We start from the raw sequence: 18325 nt of genomic DNA, 5'->3' as shown, positions 1-18325 counted from the left end.
GCCCCGTATGCGACGCGGCCCGGTGCTGTGTGTCACAGCACCGGGCCACGTGAACCGCCTGCGTACGGGCGGCTACTTGATCCACTCCGCCCAGTCCATGTTCCAGCCGTTGAGTCCGTTGTCCGGGGCGATCTGCTTGTCCTTGGAGTTCTTCACGACGACGACGTCGCCGATCATCGACTCGTTGAAGAACCATGCCGCCGGCACGTCGCCGCTGCCCCCGCCGCGCACGTCGCGCAGGCCGACGCAGCCGTGGCTGACGTTCTCCGAGCCGAACGTGCCGGAGGAGGCCCAGTAGTTGCCGTGCACGAAGGTGCCGGAGTTCGACAGCCGCATCGCGTGCGGGACGTCGGGGATGTCGTACTCCCCGCCGAAGCCGACGGTCGCCCCGTTCATCCGGGTGACCTCGTACTTCTCGCTGATGACCATCTGCCCGTTGTACGTGGTCGTCGACGGGGCGCCCGCGGTGATCGGGATGTTCTTCAGCACCTGGCCGTCGCGGACCACCTGCATCTGCTTGGTGCTCGCGTCGACGGTGGAGACCTGCGAGCGGCCGATGGTGAAGGTGACCGTGCGGGTCTGCTTGCCGTAGACGCCCGGGCGGCCTTCGACACCATCGAGGGCGATCTTCACGGTGACCTTGGTCCCGGCGGCCCAGTACTTCTCCGGGCGGAAGTCGAGGCGATCGTTGCCGAACCAGTGGCCCTCGACCGGCACGGCCGGCTCGGCCGTCACGGTGATGGCCTTCTCGACGGCCTCCGGGTTGGTGATGCCGCGGGTGAAGTTGATCGACACCGGCATGCCCACGCCGACGGTCGCGCCGTCCTCGGGCGTGTAGTGGCCGATGAAGGTGTTGGTCGGGGTGAGGGTGGTGAAGGTGGCGTCCTTGGCGGACTCCCGGCCGGCCTCGTCCTTGGCGACCGCGTGCACCTTGTACTCGGTGGCGGAGGCCAGGTGGCGGGAGGGCTCCCAGCTCGCGCCGTCCGGCGCCAGCTTGCCCTCGACCGCGTTGCCCTTGGTGTCGGCGACGGTCACCGTGGTGAGCTTGCCGCCGGTGCTGGTTATCTTCAGGACGCCGCTGGTGGCGACTTCCTTGGACCCGTCGTCCGGTTTCACGCTGACGACGGCCTTGGACGCCCCGGTGCCGTTCTTGGCATCGCCCCCGGCGTCGCCGCCGCCGCTGCCGCTGCCGTTGTTGCCTCCGCCGCCGCCGCTGCACGCGGTGGTCAGCAGCAGGGCGGCCCCCAGCAGAAGGGCCGGCAGGCCGGTGCGGACGCGGCCGCGTATCGGCTGCAGGTTCACTCGTGTTCTCCCCATGTCCCCCGCGCGCGGGCAGTCGCGCGCTTGCCGACAGGTAATCACATGGAGACACCACGGAAAACCACGGTCTTGTCACCGTTCCGTCCCAACGGCTCGGAGAGGTCGGGCGGCAGCCGGGGGCCGGGCGGTGGGCGGTCAGGCGATGGCTGAGCCGGCCACCCAGTCCGCCCACGACATGTTCCAGCCGCCCAGGCCGTTGTCCGGGGCCACCGTCTTGTCATCGGAGTTGACGACCTCGACCACGTCCCCGATCAGGGTCCGGTCGAAGAACCAGCCGGCCGGGGTGTCCGAGCCGCCGCCCTTGTCGTCGCGCAGACCCACGCAGCCGTGGCTCATGTTGGCCGAGCCGAAGGTGTCCGGGCTGACCCAGTAGTTGCCGTGCAGGAAGGTCCCGGAGGAGGTCAGCCGCATGGCGTGCGGGACGTCGGGGATGTCGTACTCCCCGCCGAAACCGACGGTCTGGCCGTTCATGCGGGTGACGTCGAAGAGCTCCATCACCACCATCTTCCCGTTGTAGGTGGTGGTCTTGGGGGCCCCGGCGGTGATCGGCAGGGTCTGCAGCAGCTGCCCGTCCCGGCGGACCTCCATGGTGTGCGCGGCCGCGTCCACGGTGGAGATCTGGGAGCGGCCGACGGTGAAGGTGACCGTCTTGTCCTGGATGCCGTAGGAGCCGGGCGCGCCCTCGATGTCGCGCAGGCCCACCTTCACGGTGACCTCGGTGCCGGGCTTCCAGTACGCCTTGGGCCGGAAGTCGAGCCGCTCCTTGCCGAACCAGTGGCCGACGACCTCCACGGGTGGGTTCGAGGTGACGGTGATGGCCCGCTCCACCTCGGCGCGTCGTGTGACGGCCCGGCTGAAGTTGAAGGACACGATCATGCCGGTGCCGACGGTGGAGCGGTGCTCCGGCTTGAAGTAGCCGATGAACCGCTCCTCGGGAACGTAGGTGGTGAAGGTGGTGTGGCGGGCCTGGCGGCGGTCGTGCCCGTCGAGTGCGACGACGTCCACGGTGTACTTGGCGGCGAGCGACAGCCGGGCGGCCTCCGGGTCGGGGCTCCAGCTGAGGCCGTCGGCCGCGATCTCGCCCGGAACCCGCTCCTCCCGCGCGTCCTCCACCTTGGTGACCACGACCCGTTCCAGTCTGCCCTCGGGGACGGTCACACTGAGGCGTCCGTCGGCGGGGACCCCCTTCGCGTTGTCGTCGGGAGTGATCCGGATGGCCTCGTCCGGCGAGCGCGGTTTGCCGGGCAGTGCGATCTCGACCGGGGAGCGGCCGTCCTGGGTACATCCGGCCAGGCCGCCGAGCAGGCCCGCCCATGCCGCCACGGCGGCCAAGCCCGCCCCTGCCCGCCTCGTCAGAAGTGTCACGTCCCCTCCAACGACCGGGGCCTGTGGGGGAAACGTGAGGGGCGTCGACGTTCCGGGCAGAACAGGCAGGGCAGAACAGTGTGAAGGACCAGACGGGGACGGGCCCGGGCCGGGACGCCAGGGCCGCACTCCCCTCCCCCGCAGGTACCCAGGAGCCGTGGAGGCGGGCAGTGTCGAGCGCAGCCGAGCAGGAAGAGGCGGTGGAAGCCGTCGGGAACGTGGTGGACACCGCGAACGTGGCGGACACCGCGAACGCGATGGACGCCGCGAACGCGGTGGACACGCAGAGCGCGGTCCGGGGCGGCGGTCTGACCGTGCCCGTGCCGGGCGGCCAGGTCAGGGGCCAGGCGGCCCGGACGTCCGGGCGACCCGGGCCACCGGTGTGGCCCGGCTCCTCGCATCCGCTGGGGGCCCGCTTCCACCAGGGTCCGGACGGCACGGCGGGCACCAACTTCGCGTTGTGGGCGCAGGGCGCGGAGGCGGTGGAAGTGTGCCTGTTCGACGCGGACGGGGCCGAGACCCGCTGCGCGCTGACGGAGCTGACGCACGAGATCTGGCACGGGTTCGTGCCCGGCGTGCGCCCGGGGCAGCGGTACGGGTTCCGGGTGCACGGGCGCTGGGACCCGTGGACGGGCGCCCGGTACAACCCCTCGAAGCTGCTGCTGGACCCGTACGCCCGGGCCGTCGACGGCGAGTTCACGCTGCCGCCGGAGGTGTACGGGCACGTGCGGGACTGGCCGCAGCAGTACATCGCCGACACGGTGCGCGACGACCGGGACTCCGCGCCCTTCGTGCCCAAGGGCGTCGTCGTCCACGATGACGACGACTGGGCGGACGACGTCCGGCCGAAGACGCCCTGGGCCGATTCCGTGATCTACGAACTGCACGTGCGCGGCTTCACGATGCGCCATCCGGGGATCCCCGCCGAGCTGCGCGGGACGTACGCGGGCCTGGCGCATCCGGCGGCCGTGGAGCACCTGGTACGGCTGGGCGTGACGGCGGTCGAGCTGCTGCCGGTGCACCAGTTCGCGCACGAGGACCACCTGCTGCGCCGGGGGCTGCGCAACTACTGGGGCTACAACTCGGTCGGCTACTTCGCCCCGCACGCGGGCTACTCGTCGAGCGGTACGGCGGGCCAGCAGGTCGGGGAGTTCAAGCGGATGGTGCGGGCCCTGCACGCGGCGGGGATCGAGGTCATCCTCGACGTGGTCTACAACCACACGGCGGAGGCGGGCGAGCTCGGGCCGACGCTGTCCCTGCGCGGGATCGACAACCGGGGCTACTACCGGCTCCAGTCCGACCAGCGCCGGTACGCCGACTACACCGGCTGCGGGAACACCCTGCACGCCGGGCGCCCGCACGTGCTGCGCCTGATCACCGACTCCCTGCGGTACTGGGTGACGGAGATGGGGGTGGACGGCTTCCGCTTCGACCTCGCGGCGGCGCTGGCCCGCTCGATGCACGACGTGGACATGCTGTCGCCGTTCCTGGCGGTGATCGCCCAGGACCCGGTGCTGCGCCGGGTCAAGCTGATCGCGGAGCCCTGGGACGTGGGCGCGGGCGGCTACCAGGTGGGCGCCTTCCCCCCGCTGTGGACGGAGTGGAACGACCGCTACCGGGACGCCGTCCGGGACTTCTGGCGGGGCGCGCTGCCCGACGTACGGGACCTCGGGTACCGGCTGTCGGGGTCGAGCGACCTGTACGCGTGGGGCGGGCGGCGGCCGTACGCCTCGGTGAACTTCGTGACCGCGCACGACGGGTTCACCCTGCGGGACCTGGTGTCCTACGAGCGCAAGCACAACGACGCGAACGGGGAGGCGGGTCGGGACGGGACCAACGACAACCGGTCGTGGAACTGCGGGGTGGAGGGCGACCCGCCGGAGGGCACGGATCCGCCGGTCGCCGCGCTGCGCCGCAGGCAGCTGCGGAACCTGCTGACCACGCTGCTGCTGTCGACGGGGGTGCCGATGCTCGTCGCGGGGGACGAGTTCGGGCGCACGCAGGGCGGCAACAACAACGCGTACTGCCAGGACAACGAGACGGGCTGGGTGGACTGGTCGCTGCTGGAGGACCCGGCGTGGCGGGAGCTGTTCGCGCTGACCGCGCGGCTGGTCTCGCTGCGCCAGGCCCATCCGGTCCTGCGGCGGCGGGCGTTCTTCTCCGGGCGGCCGCAGGGCGTGGACGGCCTGCGGGACTTGGCCTGGTTCACGCCGGCGGGGGCGGAGATGACGGAGCGGGACTGGTACGCGCCGGCGGCGGCGCTCGGGATGTACCTCTCGGGGCGGGACATCCCCGGCCGTGACGAGCGCGGCCGCCAGGTGGACGACGACAGCTTCCTGGCCCTGCTGCACACCGGGGACCGTCCGGTGGAGTGGCTCCTGCCGGGGGCGCCGTGGGCGGAGGTGTACGAGCTGGTCCTGGACACCTCGCGCGAGGAGCAGTCCGAGGCCCCCCTCACCCGCCACCTCGGCGGGCGGACCTTGACGGTCCCGGCCCGTTCGGTACTGCTGCTGCGGGTGGCGGGATAGGGCGGCGGGCCGGCGCGGCCGGCGCGCACCTCCCGTGCCGCTGCTTTCGGACGTCCTGGATCGCCCGGAGGGGAGCGCACGTGCGCCCTGCGATGATGTGTTCGACATCGTCACTGAGGGGGTCCGTGCATGGCCAGAGTCGGGTTCGCACTGCGGGAGCTGCGCGGAGCGCAGAAGTCGGCGAAGGGCGTGTCGCTCTACTCGCGGTTCGTGAACCGGCCGGCCGGGCGGTACTTGGCCGCCGGGTCCTACGCCCTCGGGCTCACCCCGAATCAGGTGACGCTGGTCAGCGCGGCCTTCAGCTTCGCCGCCGCGGCGGCGGTGGCGCTGTGCGCGCCCTCCTGGGCCCTGGGGGCCGCCGTATGGGCCGCGCTCGCCGTGGGATTCGCGTTCGACTCGGCCGACGGCCAGCTGGCCCGGCTGCGCGGGAGCGGCAGCGCCGCCGGCGAGTGGCTCGATCACGTCGTGGACTGCGCCAAGCTGACCGCGCTGCACTCCTGCGTGCTGATCGCCTTCTACCGCTTCCCGGACGCCTACGGGACGGGCGGGGACGGCTGGCTGCTGGTACCGCTCGGCTTCCAGTTCGCCGCGGTCGTGACCTTCTTCGGCGGACTGCTGACGGAGAAGCTCAAGCCCCGGCCGGCCCCCGGGAGCCCCGCCGCCGCCCCCTCGACCGTCCGCGCGGTGGCCCTGCTGCCCGTGGATTACGGGGTGCTGTGCCTGGTGTTCCTGCTGCTCGGCGGCGGCGAGCTGTTCGCCTGGGCGTACGCGGTCTTCGGGGCGGTCGCCGGTTTGTTCCTGGTGGCGTTCCTCGTGAAGTGGTTCCGGGAGCTCAGCGCCGTTCGGCGGTGAAGGGCTCCACCGCCGCGAGGGGTTCGGCGAGCGCGTCCAGCGCCCGGCGGAGCTGGGTGCTGGAGGTGTGGACGGTGTACGGGAAGTACACGACGTCGACGCCGTGGGCGGCGAAGTCCCTCTCCAGCCGCTCGCCCTTGGCGGTGCCCCGCCAGTCGTCACCCTTGAAGATCACGTCGAAGCGGACCTGCTTCCAGGTCTCCACCTTGTCCGGGACGGTCTCCACGAAGGCGGCGTCCACGTACTTCACGCTGCGCACGATCTCCAGCCGCTCGACGAGCGGGATCATCGGGCGCCGGCCCTTGGCGCGCTCGGCCATCTCGTCGGAGACGACTCCGGCCACCAGGTAGTCGCACTGGCTACGGGCGTGCCGGAGGATGTTGAGGTGTCCGATGTGAAAGAGATCGTAGGCACCCGGCGCATAGCCGACCCGGTACGGCCGGCGCGCGGGCGCACCGAGTTCGGACATGTCCCGCTCCATCATCTGTTACCCCCCAGCGGCCACACCCCCCGGTGTGGCGGATTAGCAGACAATAGCGTGCACGTTCCGCAGCACGCGGGTGAACGAATAGGGTGACGAGCGCATCATCCAGGGGAAGAGGGGACGCTCAGTGTCCATATCCGGTCACCGGCGCCTGCTGCTGGTCTCCACCAACTACGCGCCCGAGCACGCGGGAATCGGGCCGTACGCCACCCAGATCGCGGAGCACTGGGCGGAGGATCTCGGCCACGAGACCCATGTCCTCGCGGGCATGCCGCACTATCCGGCGTGGTCGGTCGAGCCGGAGTACAAGGGGGCGCTCCGGCGCACGGAACGGCGCGCGGGGGTCGTCGTGCACCGGCGCGCGCACACCGTGCCGCAGCGCCAGACCGCCCTGAAGCGGGCCCTTTTCGAAGGATCGATCCTGCTGCACGGCGCCGCGGCCCCGCCCCGGATGCCGAAGCCGGACGCGGTCATGGCCCAGATGCCCAGCCTGGCCGGCGGCGTGCTGGCCGCCCGGCTCGCGGCCCGGTGGAAGGTCCCCTTCGTCCCGGTCGTCCAGGACCTGATGGGCGCCGCCGCCGCGCAGAGCGGCATCAGCGGCGGCGACAAGGCGGCCGCGGTCGCCGGGCGCGCCGAGGCGTACGCCCTGAAGCGGGCCACCCTCGTCGGCGTGATCCACGAGACGTTCGTGGACCGGGTCGTCGGCATGGGGGTGGACCCCGGCAGGATCCGCCTCGTCCCCAACTGGTCCCATGTGGCGGTGCCCACCAAGCCGCGCGGGGAGACCCGCCGCCACCTCGGCTGGGCACCCGACCAGACGGTGGTCCTGCACTCCGGGAACATGGGCCTCAAGCAGGGCCTCGAGGTGCTCGTGGCCGCCGCCCGGCTCGACCCGCGCGTCCGTTTCGTCCTGATGGGTGACGGCAGCCAGCGCTCGGCCCTCGCCGACTTGTCGGCTGATGTACCCAATCTGGACATCATCCCCCCTGCCGCTGACGGCGAGTTCCCGGATATCCTCGCCGCGGCGGACGTCCTCGCGGTCACCCAGCACGCCGCCGTGCTGGACATGAGCGTTCCCTCGAAGCTCACCTCCTACTTCCAGGCCGGCCGGCCCGTCGTCGCCTCCGTGGCGGCGGAGGGCGGGACCGCCCAGGAGGTGGAGCGCTCGGGAGCGGGGGTGCTCGTGCAGCCGGAGGACCCCGAGGCCCTGCTGAAGGCCGTACGGGTCCTGGCCGAGGACCCCGTGGCCGCGGACGCACTGGGAGCGGCCGGGCCCCGCCACGTGGCGGCGCACCTGAGCCGCGCAGCGGGCCTGGCCCGCATCGACGCACTGATGGACGAAGCACTTGGGGGTCCCCGGCCGTGATCGAGACGAACCGCCCGGCAGCCGCGCCCGCCGAGGACGAACCCGATCTCCTCCGGGACCAGTTCCGCCAGCTCCTGCGCTACCGCCGGCTGCTCGGCGCCGGCATCGGGATCGGCCTGCTGGGCGGGGTGTACCTCGGCGTCTCCACGGCCGACACCTACGTCGCGACGGCCGACGTGGTGCTGCGCGCACCCACCGACGACCCCTTCAACCCCAGCCTGGCCCCCGACAAGGCGATCAACATCGGCTCGGAGCGCCAGGTCGCGCTCAGCTCCTCCATAGCCAACGAGGCGGCGAAGAAGCTCGGTGTCTCCGCCTCCGGGTTCGCGGCCCTGCGCAGCGGGCTCCAGGTGACCAATCCGCCGCAGACGATGGTGCTGCGCTTCACCTACACCGCGTCCTCCCCCAAGGAGGCCGCCCGGCGCGCCAACGCGATGACCGAGGCGTACCTGCTCAAGCGGCAGGAGGCCCTCGACGTCACCCGCGACAAGATGGTCAAGGGCTACCAGGACCAGCGCGATCCGGTGGCCAAGCAGCTCGACGACCTGGTCAAGCAGATCAACTCGATGCCGCCGGGCCCCGGGCGCGACGCCGCCTACTCCTCCAAGACCGACCTGCAGAGCAAGGTCAACACGCTCAACAGCAACATCGCCAAGCTCCAGGCCCTGGACATGACCCCCGGCCGGGTCACCAGCGCCGCGACCGCGCCGCCCGGCGCCGACGGCCCCGGCATCGTGATGTCCCTCGCGCTCGGCGCGGCTGTGGGCCTCGCCCTCGGTCTGCTGGCCGCCTGGGTCCGGCTCGTGTTCGACCCGGCGCCGCGCTCCGAGGGGGACGTGGCCCGGGCCCTGCGCGCACCCGTCCTGGGCTACCTGCCGCGCGACCGGACGGGCGGCGGGCCGCTGCTCGCCGCGGGCGAGGCCGACCCGCGGCTCGCCGAGGAGTACCGGTCGGTGGCCTTCCGGCTGGCCTACGACGCCCGCTTCGCCGACCGGCGCCGGCTGCTCGTCGTCGCCCCGCGCGGCAGCAGCGAGACCGCCGCCGCGGTGGCCGTGAACCTCGGCGCCTCCTTCGCCGAGACCGGCAAGGACGTCCTGCTCATCGAGGCGGACCTGCGCACTCCGGTCCTGGCCAGCCAGCTGCCGACCGACGCGGGCGGCCGTCCCCGCTGGAGCCAGACCCCGGGCAGCCCGACGCCCGGCGGGCGCCACTCGGACACCGAGTGGCCCGACGGGCGCCAGCTCGTCGTGGACGCCGGGGAGTCCGGCTCCTTCGACCTGATCCCGGGCGAACGCGCCCGCAACGTGCCGCGTGCGCTGACCTCCGCCCGCGCCACCCGGCTGATCTCCGAGGCCGACTCCCCCAACTCCACCGTGGTGGTGCTCGCGCCGCCGGTGCTCTCCTACGCCGACGCCCTCGCCCTCGTCGACCGTGTCGACGGCGTCCTGGTCGTCTGCGACCCGCGCGCCGTCCACCGCTCCGACCTGTCCCGGATCCGCGAACTGATCAGCGGAGCCGGCGGGACGGTGCTCGGCGCGGTGCTGCACGCCCCGCTGCCCGGCGAGAAGCGCGGCCGGGGCAAGGACAAGGGCAAGGGCGCCGGCCCGGCGCCCGCTGCCGCCCCGTCACCGGCCGCGCCGCAGCCGCTGACGCGCGAGGCGGCCGAGCCGGAGCAGCACATCCCCGGCGACGGCACCGACACGGTCGCGCTGCGCACCGTCCGCACGGGCCGGAGATGAGCCGGGGCCGCCTCGCCGCCGTCTCCTCGGTCCTGGACCAGGCCGCCTCCAGCGCCACCAACATCCTGGTGCTGGTGCTGGCCGCCCGGCTGTCGTCGGCGGCCGGCTTCGCCGCCTTCTCGATGGTGTACGTGACGTTCACCGTGCTGCTCGGGCTGAGCATGGCCTACGTCGGCCAGAGCCTGGTCCTGGAGAGGTCCGGCGAACACCTGGGCGCGGCGTGCCGGTCGGCCGTCGCCTTCACCGGGGCCGCCTCGGGCGCCGTCGGCGCGGTGCTCGCGGTCCTCGGCCTGCTGCTCGGCGGGGCCGGCGGGCGGGCCTTCCTCGCGCTGGGTCTCGTCCTGCCGTTGGTGCTGGTGCAGGACGGGCTGCGGTACTGCTTCTCGGCCCTGCGCGCCCCCGAGCGGGCGCTGGCCGCGGACGCGCTGCGCCTGCTGTGCGTGGTCGCGGCGCTGGCGGCGCAGCCCGCCGGGGCCTCGGCGGGGCGGCTGGTGCTCGTGTGGGGCCTGTCCGCGCTGCCCGCGCTGGGACTGGGGCTGTGGCTGCTGCGGCCGTCCGTACGGGGCGTGCGGGCGGATCTGCGGCCGTACCTGCGGCGGGGGCACCTGGGGCAGCGGTTCGTGGTCGAGTTCGCGGTGGGCAACGGCTCGAGCCAGCTCGCGGTGCTGGGCCTGGGCGTGTTCGCCACCCCCCTGGCCGTCGGCGCGCTGCGCGGTGCCAGCACGCTGTTCGGTCCGCTGAACGTGCTGTTCAACTCGGCGAACTCGTTCGCGCCGCCGGTGCTGGCGCGGCTCGGCGGCGGCCGGCGGGCCGTGGTGCGGGCGACGGCGGCGCTGGGCCTGCTGCTGGCGGCGGTCGGCGCCGGCTGGGCGACGGCCCTGGCCCTGCTGCCGGACCGGCTGGGCCGGGAACTGCTGGGCGACACCTGGGCCTCGGCGGCCGCGCTGCTGCCGGCGACGGGGGCCCAGTACGCGGTGATGGGCCTCGGCACGGCCGGGCTGCTGACGCTGCGCGTCCTGGCCCCCCGGGCCACGCTGTCGGTGCAGGTGGTCTTCTCGCTGCTGTCCGTGGCGCTCCTGCTCGGCGGCTACGCGGCCTGGGGCCCGCTCGGCGCGGCCTGGGGCCTGGCGGCCGGGTCGGCCCTCAAGGCCGCGGCTGCCTGGCACCGCGTGACCCGACTGCCGGCCGAGGTCCCGGTCCCCGCCCCCGCGACGGCCCCGACCACCTGACCGACCCGACGGCGCGCCACCCACCCCGGGGACCCCCGGGGGTCAATACGGCTAGCGCAGGGTCGTGGCGCGGTCCTGGCGGTAGGTCGCGACCAGCGCCAGGCAGAGCGCCGCGATCGCCACCCGCCCGGACGCCTGCAGCAGCGGCCCGCGCAGCAGGATGAAGGAGTAGCCCGCGACCAGCGGGACCACCACCGAGATCAGGCTTCCCACGGGCGCGCTGCGCGTGGCCCGTTTCGCATAGCGCCGGTCGACGCGGGCCGCGGCGTAGCCCATCCCCAGCAGCCCCGCCCCCATCCCCAGCGGCCCGAAGTCGAGCCACAGCTCGGCCCAGATCGGCGAGGAGAGGTTGGTGTTGACCGTGCCCATCCACTGCCCGACCATCACGCCCGTGTCCCGGGGCTTGCCCTCCCACACCGACCTCGGCACCGCGAACAGCACCGATCCGGCCAGCTGGCGCCCGTAGAAGTGCCCCGGGCCGGACTCGGAGTAGGTGATGGTGTTGGCGAACATGCCGATCTGGTCGTAGTCCTTGAGCGCCATCGGCTCGAGGAAGGACGTGGTCTCCACCGGCTTGTAGTTCTTCTCGTCGTACCGGAAGCGGTCCGCGAACGGGAAGACGAGCAGGGCGACGACCACGGCCATCGACAGGGCCACCCGGTACATCGCCGCGCTGACCGGGAAGATGGTGAAGAGCAGCGCGAACATGACCGTCAGGAACCAGTAGCGCGGGTTCGAGATCGGGTTGTTGACCACCAGGTTCAGCGCGGCCAGCGCCGACCAGGTGACGATGATCGAGACCTTGCGCCGGGCGTACTTCGAGGTGATCAGCCAGCGCGTGTACAGCAGCAGCGACAGCAGCGCCGGCACGGTGCCGAAGCCGCGCAGCAGGGCCTGGCCTGCCTGTCCGTCACCGTTGGAGACCCCCGCCTCCTCGATGCCCGCGATGATCTCCTGGCGGCTGGAGAAGAACACCGCCGGACCGCCCAGCTTCATCACGAAGGCGGCGCTGCACAGGAAGGACAGGACGGTCAGCAGTTGCAGGCGGCGCCGGTGGGCCATGACCGGCCGGGGCTGCTTCTGGGAGCCGCCCGCGCGCCCGGCGGGCCGGTGCCGCGCGAGCAGCACGCCCACGTCGAAGGCGGTGCAGCCGAGCAGGACCAGCCCGATCGCGGCGGTCAGGTCGGAGCGGGGCCCGACGACGGGCGTCGGGACCTGGCCGAGGACGGCCTGCGCGAGCGGGGCCACGCCCATGGCCATGTAGACGAACAGCCAGAAGGAGCCCTGGAGCAGCTTGCGGCGGCTGGTGAGCACCATGGCGGAGAGGCGGGCGCCCGCGTACATGGTGAGGAGCAGCTGGAGCCAGAACGCCGCGTCGCGCGCGCCCGCGCCGGTCTGGGCGGCGACGAACAGCGGGAGGAAGACGGAGAAGCCGAGGGCGAGCGGGACGGACAGCGCGCGGGAGAGCAGCGTGCGCGGGGTCGTGACCCGGCCCCAGAGGGACTCGTCCTCGAAGGGGGACGGCGGGCGGACGACGGGGGGCTTGCGTATGTCCGTTGCCACTGCCGCCCCCACCCCATGTGCCTGGTCCGCGCGCAGTCTAGTCTGAGCGGGCCGCGCCAGGGGAGGCGCGTCCGCGCGGAACGATCGGGGCTTTCAGTTGCGTGACCTTCCTGCCTTCACGCTGGCCGGGTACGACAAGGGGCGCGGGCTGCTGACGCAGGCGCTCTGGTTCGCCGTGATGAACACGCTGTTCATGAGCTGGTTCTGTCCGGCGCGGCTGCGGGTGGCGCTGCTGCGCGCCTTCGGGGCGAAGATCGGCGAGGGAGTGCTGATCCGGCACCGGGTGCGGGTGCTGTGGCCGTGGAAGCTCACCGTCGGCGACCACACCTGGATCGGCGAGGGCGTGTGGCTGCTCAACCTGGAGCCGGTGACGATCGGTTCGCACGTGTGCCTCTCGCAGGAGGCCATGCTGTGCACCGGCTCGCACGACCACCGGGCCGCCGACTTCCGCTACCGCAACGCGCCCGTCACGATCGAGGACGGCGCGTGGGTGGCGGTACGGGCGAGCGTGCTGGCCGGGGTGACCGTGGGCCGCTGCGCGGTCGCGGGCGCGGGGGCCGTCGTGCACAAGGACCTGCCGGAGCTGACCCTGCAGACCCAGGACGGGCGGCGCCGCCCGGTGGAGGAGCCCAAGTGAGAGTCCTGCACGCCGTCACCCTGCACTCGCCCTCGCACGCCTTCGGCGGGCCGGTACGGGTCGCGCTGAACCTCACCAAGGGGCTGCGGGCCCGCGGGCACGAGGCGCGGCTGGTCGCGCTCGGCGAGGGGTTCCCCGAACCGTGGCCGACCGACGTCGAAGGGGTCCCGGCGAAGCTGTTCCCGGCGCGGCGGATCCTCCCGCTGGGTTTCAGCGGCATGACCTCCCCGGCGCTGCTGGCCTCCGCCGGGCGACTGGTCCGGGACGCGGACGTGGTCCACGTCCACCTGGCCCGGGACCTGGTGACCCTGCCGGTGGCGCTGGCCGCGCTGCGGGCGGGCCGGCCGCTGGTGCTCCAGACCCACGGGATGGTGGACCCGAGCGAGAAGGCGCTGGCGAGGCTGCTGGACGCGGTGGCGGTACGCCGGCTGCTGCGCGGCGCGGACGCGGTGCTGTACCTGACCCCGCACGAGCGGGGCGACCTGGACGCGGTGGTCGGCGGCGCACCGCTGGCGCGTGCGGTCCGGCTGGTCAACGGGACCCCGGCGCAGGACGAGCGGCCCGCACCGAGCGGTCCCCCGCGCATCCTGTACTCGGCGCGCCTGCAGGCCCGCAAGCGGCCGGTGGACTTCGTGGATGCGGCTCCGGCGGTCCTGGCCGTCCACCCGGACGCCCACTTCGTCGTGGCGGGCCCGGACGAGGGCGAGCTGGCCGCCGTACGCACGCGCGTCGCGGCTCTGGGCCTGGGCGACCGCTTCACGGTGCCCGGGGCCCTGTCGGGTGCCCAGGTGCTGGCGGAGCTGCGGCGGGCGCACGTCTACGTGCTGCCCTCGGTGGACGAGCCGTTCCCGATGTCGGTCCTGGAGGCCCTCGCGGTGGGTGTTCCGCCGGTGGTGACCCACTCCAACGGGCTGGCCCGCGACATCGCCGCCGCGGGCGCGGGCCGCGCGGTCGATCCCGGTCCGGCGGGCGTGGCCTCGGCGGTCCTGTCGCTGCTGGACCCGGCGGCCAACGCCGCCGCCTCCTCGGCCGCCCGCGAACTGGCCGCCGGCTCCTTCTCGATGGCCGCCGTCCTGGACACCCTGCTCCCGGTGTACGAGGCGGCCCTGCAGCGCTGAGGGGCGGTGCGGAAGGCTCAGATGTCGCGGCGCTGCTCGACGACCGGGAGGGCGCCCATGGCGCGGCGGCGCTTGAGGACGCTGGTGTAGACGGCGAGGCCGATGAGGCCGACCGCCATCATGATCAGGCCGACCACGTCGAGGTTGACGCTGTCCATCTCCCAGTCGGTGGCGAACGTCAGGATGGCCCCCACCACAATCAGGCCGATGCAGCCACCAAGGCCGGTCATAGGATTCGCCTCCGAAGGCTCGGTGTCGTCGTGCTCCGGTCCTGCGGATACCCCGGCGCGGCAGACGAAAACGCCCTGCGCCGCCGTCAGTTCGGCGGCGCAGGGCGTCCGGTGGTGGTGCGCAGGCCGGCCTTACGCCGGGATCCAGGCGTAGCAGCCCGAGGAGGTGAACTCGGCCGTGCCCGACGGGATCGTCGCGTTGATCTTGTCTCCGGCGTTCGGCGGGGTCTCCGGGCCCGAGGCGAGGATCGAGCCGTCCTTGGACTTCGCCTCCCAAGTGCAGGTGGACGCCTGGGTCAGGGCGCGGTAGGTGCCGGCCGCGGGCGAGGTGCGGGGGCCTTCGGGGAAGCCCTTCTCCGCCGCCACGAGGATCGGCTTCTGGTCCGGGCAGAGGTGGGTGATCGCGTCCTTCGCGCCCGGGATCTCGCCCGTGATGACGGCCCCGGTCGCCGCGTCCTTGTCCCGCTTCGCGGTGTACTGGACGCGCTGGCAGGCTTCCTGGCCGGACTGCAGGACGGCCGCGGGGTCCGTCTTCTCCGGGACCCGCCCGCTCAAATACTTCTTCTCCTGCGCCGTGAAGCTGCCCGTCTTCGGGGTGATCCTGGCGTCGGGCAGGACGGGTCCCGTCGGCTTGGCGTCGGGGGCCGGCGCGGAGGGCGCCGGGCTGTCCGCGGGATCGGGGGCCGCCGACGAGGCCGGCGGCTTCGCCTTCGCCTCCGCGCCGGAATCGGCCTTGCCGCCGCCGGAACTGCAGGCGGTCAGCGTCAGGGCGGCGGTCAGCAGGACGGCCGCCGCTGCGGAGCGTCGGTACATCGGATGGCTCCCGTGCTTACTGGGGTGGGACAGGGGTGCGGGGCCCGGCCACGTCGTGCCGGCCGGGCCCCACCGAGGCGTTCGCCGCTACTTGGCGCCGAAGGTGAGGACCAGCTGCGGGACGCCGTCGGCGGCCGTGGCCTCCGAGGACCAGATCCACAGCGGGTCGGTGCCCGTGCTCGTCAGACCCAGGCTGTAGCTGCTGCCCAGTGCCGCGGTGACCGCGGCGGTGTCCAGCGGAACGGAGTGGACCGCCGAGCCGTCCGGCACGCCCGCGATGGTGCCGAGCGGGGTGGCGCCGAGGGTCGGCTTGGTGGTGAAGGTCGTGCCCGCACCGGTCCAGGTTCCGGTGACCGGCACCACGGAGACGGTGTCGGCGGTGCCGGCGCCCGTCTGGGTGTTGGTCTTGAACTGGAGGGTGGCGGACTTCAGCACCTGCCCGGCCGGGGCGGCCGGGACGTTGAAGCGCAGGTACGTCTCGTACGCCGAGGTGCCGCGCACCGCGAGCGACGTGGACGTGCCGTACGCGGTGCCCGGAGCGCCCTGGTTGACGTAGGTGTCCTCGGTCGCGTTGACCTCGGAGACCGAGTCGGTGGGCGCCTTGGCCAGCGTGAAGTGGTTCTTGACCTGGGCTTCGGTGAGCGCCGTCGGGTAGACGGCCGTCTCGTCGAGCTGCCCGTTGAAGAAGTTGCTCGTCGGGCGGCTCGGCCAGCCGGTGAGGTTGTCGCCGCCGACGTGCCAGTAGCCCGCGTAGGTCTGCGTGCTGGTCCGGTTCGACGAGCCCTTGTTCTGGCCGTCCACGTAGAGGGTGATGCCGCCGGGGCCCTGGGTGGCGACCACGTGGTGCCACTTGTTGTCGTTGTAGGTGTCGAACAGGCCGGTGGAGACGGTCTGGGCGGAGCCGTTGGAGACTCCGAAGACCAGCCGGCCGGTGTTCGTCATGTACAGGTGCTTGTCGTACGAGCCGCTGGAGCGGTCGGTGTTGCTGCCGAAGCCGACCAGCTTGCCGCCGCGAAGGGTGCCCGTCTTGAACCAGGTCTCGATGGTGAAGGCGGCGCCGACGGTCTGGCGGTGGTCGCTGTAGACCTTCTGGCTGGTGCCGTTGAAGCCCATCGCGGTGCTGGCGCCGGTGACCGCGCCGGGCGTCTGGCGCAGGGCGGGGGCGTTCAGCTGGACACCGCTGGTGTTGCCGCCGGTCGAGGAGTCGGCGGTGAAGGGGCTGACGGTGTCGTCGAAACGCCAGTACAGGCTGGCGCCGTCGGCGCGGACCTGGTTCGGGTAGGACTGGACGGTGGTCGGGACCGTCACCGAGACGGCGGCCGACAGGGCGCTGGTGTTGCCGGCCGCGTCGGTCGCGGTCACGCGGTAGCTGTAGGACTGGCCGGCCTTGACCGTGGTGTCGGTCCAGGACGCCTGCCGGCGCTGCCACTCCAGGGAGTCCGCGTTCACCGTGGCGGCGGGCGTGGCCGAGCCGTTGCGGTAGATGCGGTAGGTGAGCTTGCTGTCGTCCGCGTCGTAGCTGGTGCGCCAGCGCACCTGTGCCTCGCCGGGCTTGACGCTGTCGACGCTGGCCACCGGGGTGGTCGGGGCGCCGACGTCGCCGGTGGAGGCGAAGCGGGTCAGCGCCTGCTGCGGCTTGCCGTTGATGAGGGTGAACTCACCGCCGACCCACATGTACTTGACGTCGTTCTTCTCCGCGACGGACATGACGCGCGGGCCGATGCCCTCGCCGAGGCCGTCGTTGGCGGTGGGGTGCCAGCCGAGCTTGCCCGGGCCGCGCACGAAGCCGCCCACGGGGGCCGGCGCCGGGCCGGTGTGGTCGGTGGGCTGGGCCAGCAGGAAGTGGCGCTTGCCGTCGGGGAACTCCAGCTCGGTGGAGCAGTCGTGCGCGTGCGAGGAGCTGTAGAGCACCCCGTCGTAGGGCAGCACGTACTGGGTCGCGCCGAGGCAGCGGTCGCGCCACTTCTCGCTGAAGTCGGTGTTCAGGCCGATGCGGCCGTCGAAGACGCCGCCGCCGGAGCCCTCGTTGCCGGTGTAGTAGCCCGTCGCGTCGGCCGAGATGTCCTTGACCACGGAGTTGGACGGGATGTTGGTGTACGTCTTGGCGACGGCGCCGGTGGTGGCGTTCACGACGGCCAGCGCGTGGGTGTTGGAGCCGTTGACCGAGAAGAAGTCGCCGCCCAGCAGGACGTTCTTGCCGTCGTTGCTCACCTCGATGGCACGGCCGGGCTCGTCGGCGTCGGCCACGAAAGGCTTGAGCGCTCCCGAGCCGGCGTCCACCGCGGCGAACCGCTCGCGGGTCTGGCCGTCGACGGCGTTGAAGTCGCCGCCCAGGTACAGCGTGTCGTCGGTGACGGCGAGGGCGCGCACGGTGGCCGGGACGCCGGGGTGGAACGCTGCCTTGGGGGTGCAGGTGGCGATGTCGATCGCGGCGAGGCTGGAGACCGGGGTCCCGTTGACGGCGCCGAAGTAACCGCCGGCGTAGAGGGTCTTCTGGTCCTTCGAGACCTCGAGCGCGCGGACGGTCGCGCTTCCCTCGGAGACGGTGAACGCGAGCTTGCACGCGGTCGGGACGCCCGTCGCGGCGTCGAGCGCGACGAAGTTCACGGCTTCCCGCTCGGCGCCGGCGGTGCCCTCGGGCGGCCGGACGGCCGAGAAGGTCCCGCCGGCGAAGACGGTGCCGTTCGCCTGGGCCATCGCGAACACGATGCCGTCGGGCTGCCAGGTCGGCAGGCTGTCGGCGGTGAAGGCCACTGGAGCCGTGATGGCGGACGCCTGAGGCATCAGCACCAGGCCTATCCCGGTGCCGGCACCGGCCAGTGACAGGACGAGGGCAGCAGTCAGCCCTCTGGATTTACGCATGAGCCCCCCAGGGCATCGCCCGGTTTGATGGCTGGAACTATCCGAACAGCCATATGTACGGGCGCAGACTAGGGCTCACGCGAGGGCCCGGTCACCCTCCTTGACCCATTGCATACCAAGTTGGAATCAACAGGTTCGGCAAGGGAGGGTGCACTACGGACATATGGCAGGTTTACCGCGGTCACACCCACACGCATCTGCGGGTATGACCGTGACACG

General features: G+C 72.6%; 14 protein-coding genes. 7 read left to right on the top strand and 7 right to left on the bottom strand.

Features of this window, described 5'->3' with window-relative positions; translation table 11 throughout:
- Positions 1-72: 72 nt before the first annotated feature.
- Both AC07FY_RS08795 and AC07FY_RS08790 read right to left on the bottom strand, forming a co-directional pair.
- Positions 73-1317 carry a L,D-transpeptidase gene (locus AC07FY_RS08795; protein WP_479002568.1) on the bottom strand — a complete coding sequence of 415 codons (1245 nt, stop codon included), beginning with the start codon at positions 1315-1317 and terminating at the stop codon, positions 73-75.
- 138 nt (positions 1318-1455) lie between these two features.
- Positions 1456-2676, bottom strand: a complete 1221-nt coding sequence (locus tag AC07FY_RS08790) for a L,D-transpeptidase (RefSeq protein WP_479003181.1) — start codon at positions 2674-2676, stop codon at positions 1456-1458.
- A gap of 179 nt (positions 2677-2855) precedes the next feature.
- Here AC07FY_RS08790 and glgX point away from each other — a divergent pair, with 179 nt between their 5' ends.
- Positions 2856-5213: a glycogen debranching protein GlgX gene (gene glgX, locus AC07FY_RS08785; RefSeq protein ID WP_479002565.1), complete on the top strand. Its 2358-nt coding sequence runs from the start codon at positions 2856-2858 to the stop codon at positions 5211-5213.
- Positions 5214-5342: 129 nt separating this feature from the next.
- Complete coding sequence (locus tag AC07FY_RS08780; RefSeq protein ID WP_479002563.1) at positions 5343-6065, top strand: CDP-alcohol phosphatidyltransferase family protein; 723 nt, start codon at positions 5343-5345, stop codon at positions 6063-6065.
- Here AC07FY_RS08780 and AC07FY_RS08775 read toward each other — a convergent pair.
- Positions 6046-6534, bottom strand: a complete 489-nt coding sequence (locus AC07FY_RS08775; RefSeq protein WP_479002560.1) for an FAD synthase family protein — start codon at positions 6532-6534, stop codon at positions 6046-6048. The genes AC07FY_RS08780 and AC07FY_RS08775 overlap by 20 nt on opposite strands.
- A gap of 172 nt (positions 6535-6706) precedes the next feature.
- On the opposite strand from AC07FY_RS08775, the gene AC07FY_RS08770 reads away from it, so the two are divergent.
- The 3 genes from AC07FY_RS08770 to AC07FY_RS08760 are packed head-to-tail and all read left to right on the top strand — an operon-like array spanning position 6707 to position 10883.
- Positions 6707-7915 (top strand): glycosyltransferase family 4 protein, encoded by a 1209-nt coding sequence (locus AC07FY_RS08770; protein WP_479003178.1) that lies wholly within the window; start codon positions 6707-6709, stop codon positions 7913-7915.
- Complete coding sequence (locus AC07FY_RS08765) at positions 7912-9654, top strand: tyrosine-protein kinase domain-containing protein (RefSeq protein ID WP_479002557.1); 1743 nt, start codon at positions 7912-7914, stop codon at positions 9652-9654. Before AC07FY_RS08770 ends, AC07FY_RS08765 begins: the two co-directional genes overlap by 4 nt.
- On the top strand, positions 9651-10883 hold the full coding sequence (locus AC07FY_RS08760) for an MATE family efflux transporter (protein WP_479002554.1): 1233 nt from the start codon (positions 9651-9653) through the stop codon (positions 10881-10883). Before AC07FY_RS08765 ends, AC07FY_RS08760 begins: the two co-directional genes overlap by 4 nt.
- Positions 10884-10934: 51 nt before the next feature.
- On the opposite strand, the gene AC07FY_RS08755 is transcribed toward AC07FY_RS08760, so the two are convergent.
- A complete protein-coding gene (locus AC07FY_RS08755) occupies positions 10935-12434 on the bottom strand; it encodes a hypothetical protein (protein ID WP_479003176.1) in 1500 nt (499 codons plus the stop codon).
- A 109-nt stretch (positions 12435-12543) separates the two neighbouring features.
- On the opposite strand from AC07FY_RS08755, the gene AC07FY_RS08750 reads away from it, so the two are divergent.
- Complete coding sequence (locus tag AC07FY_RS08750; RefSeq protein ID WP_479002551.1) at positions 12544-13083, top strand: WcaF family extracellular polysaccharide biosynthesis acetyltransferase; 540 nt, start codon at positions 12544-12546, stop codon at positions 13081-13083.
- Complete coding sequence (locus AC07FY_RS08745; protein WP_479002548.1) at positions 13080-14201, top strand: glycosyltransferase; 1122 nt, start codon at positions 13080-13082, stop codon at positions 14199-14201. The genes AC07FY_RS08750 and AC07FY_RS08745 overlap by 4 nt, the downstream gene beginning before the upstream one ends.
- Before the next feature lie 17 nt (positions 14202-14218).
- On the opposite strand, the gene AC07FY_RS08740 is transcribed toward AC07FY_RS08745, so the two are convergent.
- The 3 genes from AC07FY_RS08740 to AC07FY_RS08730 all read right to left on the bottom strand — a co-directional run bounded on the left by AC07FY_RS08740 (position 14219) and on the right by AC07FY_RS08730 (position 18106).
- The gene (locus AC07FY_RS08740; RefSeq protein ID WP_479002547.1) at positions 14219-14431 is read right to left on the bottom strand and encodes a hypothetical protein; all 213 of its coding nucleotides are present in this window, start codon (positions 14429-14431) and stop codon (positions 14219-14221) included.
- Between the two features lie 132 nt (positions 14432-14563).
- Positions 14564-15244 (bottom strand): hypothetical protein, encoded by a 681-nt coding sequence (locus AC07FY_RS08735; protein ID WP_479002544.1) that lies wholly within the window; start codon positions 15242-15244, stop codon positions 14564-14566.
- Between the two features lie 87 nt (positions 15245-15331).
- A complete protein-coding gene (locus tag AC07FY_RS08730; RefSeq protein ID WP_479002536.1) occupies positions 15332-18106 on the bottom strand; it encodes a CBM96 family carbohydrate-binding protein in 2775 nt (924 codons plus the stop codon).
- Positions 18107-18325: the final 219 nt, after the last annotated feature.

The organism is Streptomyces sp. NPDC045967, from assembly GCF_056430495.1.
Note: the sequence above shows the minus strand (reverse complement) of the source record. Positions and strands in the feature narration are given on the sequence as shown.

What these genes read in the sequence shown, in the direction of transcription:
- AC07FY_RS08795 (WP_479002568.1), bottom strand. Translation starts at nt 1,317, where the DNA reads ATGGGGAGAACACGAGTGAACCTGCAGCCGATACGCGGCCGCGTCCGC.
- AC07FY_RS08780 (WP_479002563.1), top strand. Translation starts at nt 5,343, where the DNA reads ATGGCCAGAGTCGGGTTCGCACTGCGGGAGCTGCGCGGAGCGCAGAAG.
- AC07FY_RS08775 (WP_479002560.1), bottom strand. Translation starts at nt 6,534, where the DNA reads ATGTCCGAACTCGGTGCGCCCGCGCGCCGGCCGTACCGGGTCGGCTAT.
- AC07FY_RS08760 (WP_479002554.1), top strand. Translation starts at nt 9,651, where the DNA reads ATGAGCCGGGGCCGCCTCGCCGCCGTCTCCTCGGTCCTGGACCAGGCC.
- AC07FY_RS08740 (WP_479002547.1), bottom strand. Translation starts at nt 14,431, where the DNA reads ATGACCGGCCTTGGTGGCTGCATCGGCCTGATTGTGGTGGGGGCCATC.
- AC07FY_RS08735 (WP_479002544.1), bottom strand. Translation starts at nt 15,244, where the DNA reads ATGTACCGACGCTCCGCAGCGGCGGCCGTCCTGCTGACCGCCGCCCTG.
- AC07FY_RS08730 (WP_479002536.1), bottom strand. Translation starts at nt 18,106, where the DNA reads ATGCGTAAATCCAGAGGGCTGACTGCTGCCCTCGTCCTGTCACTGGCC.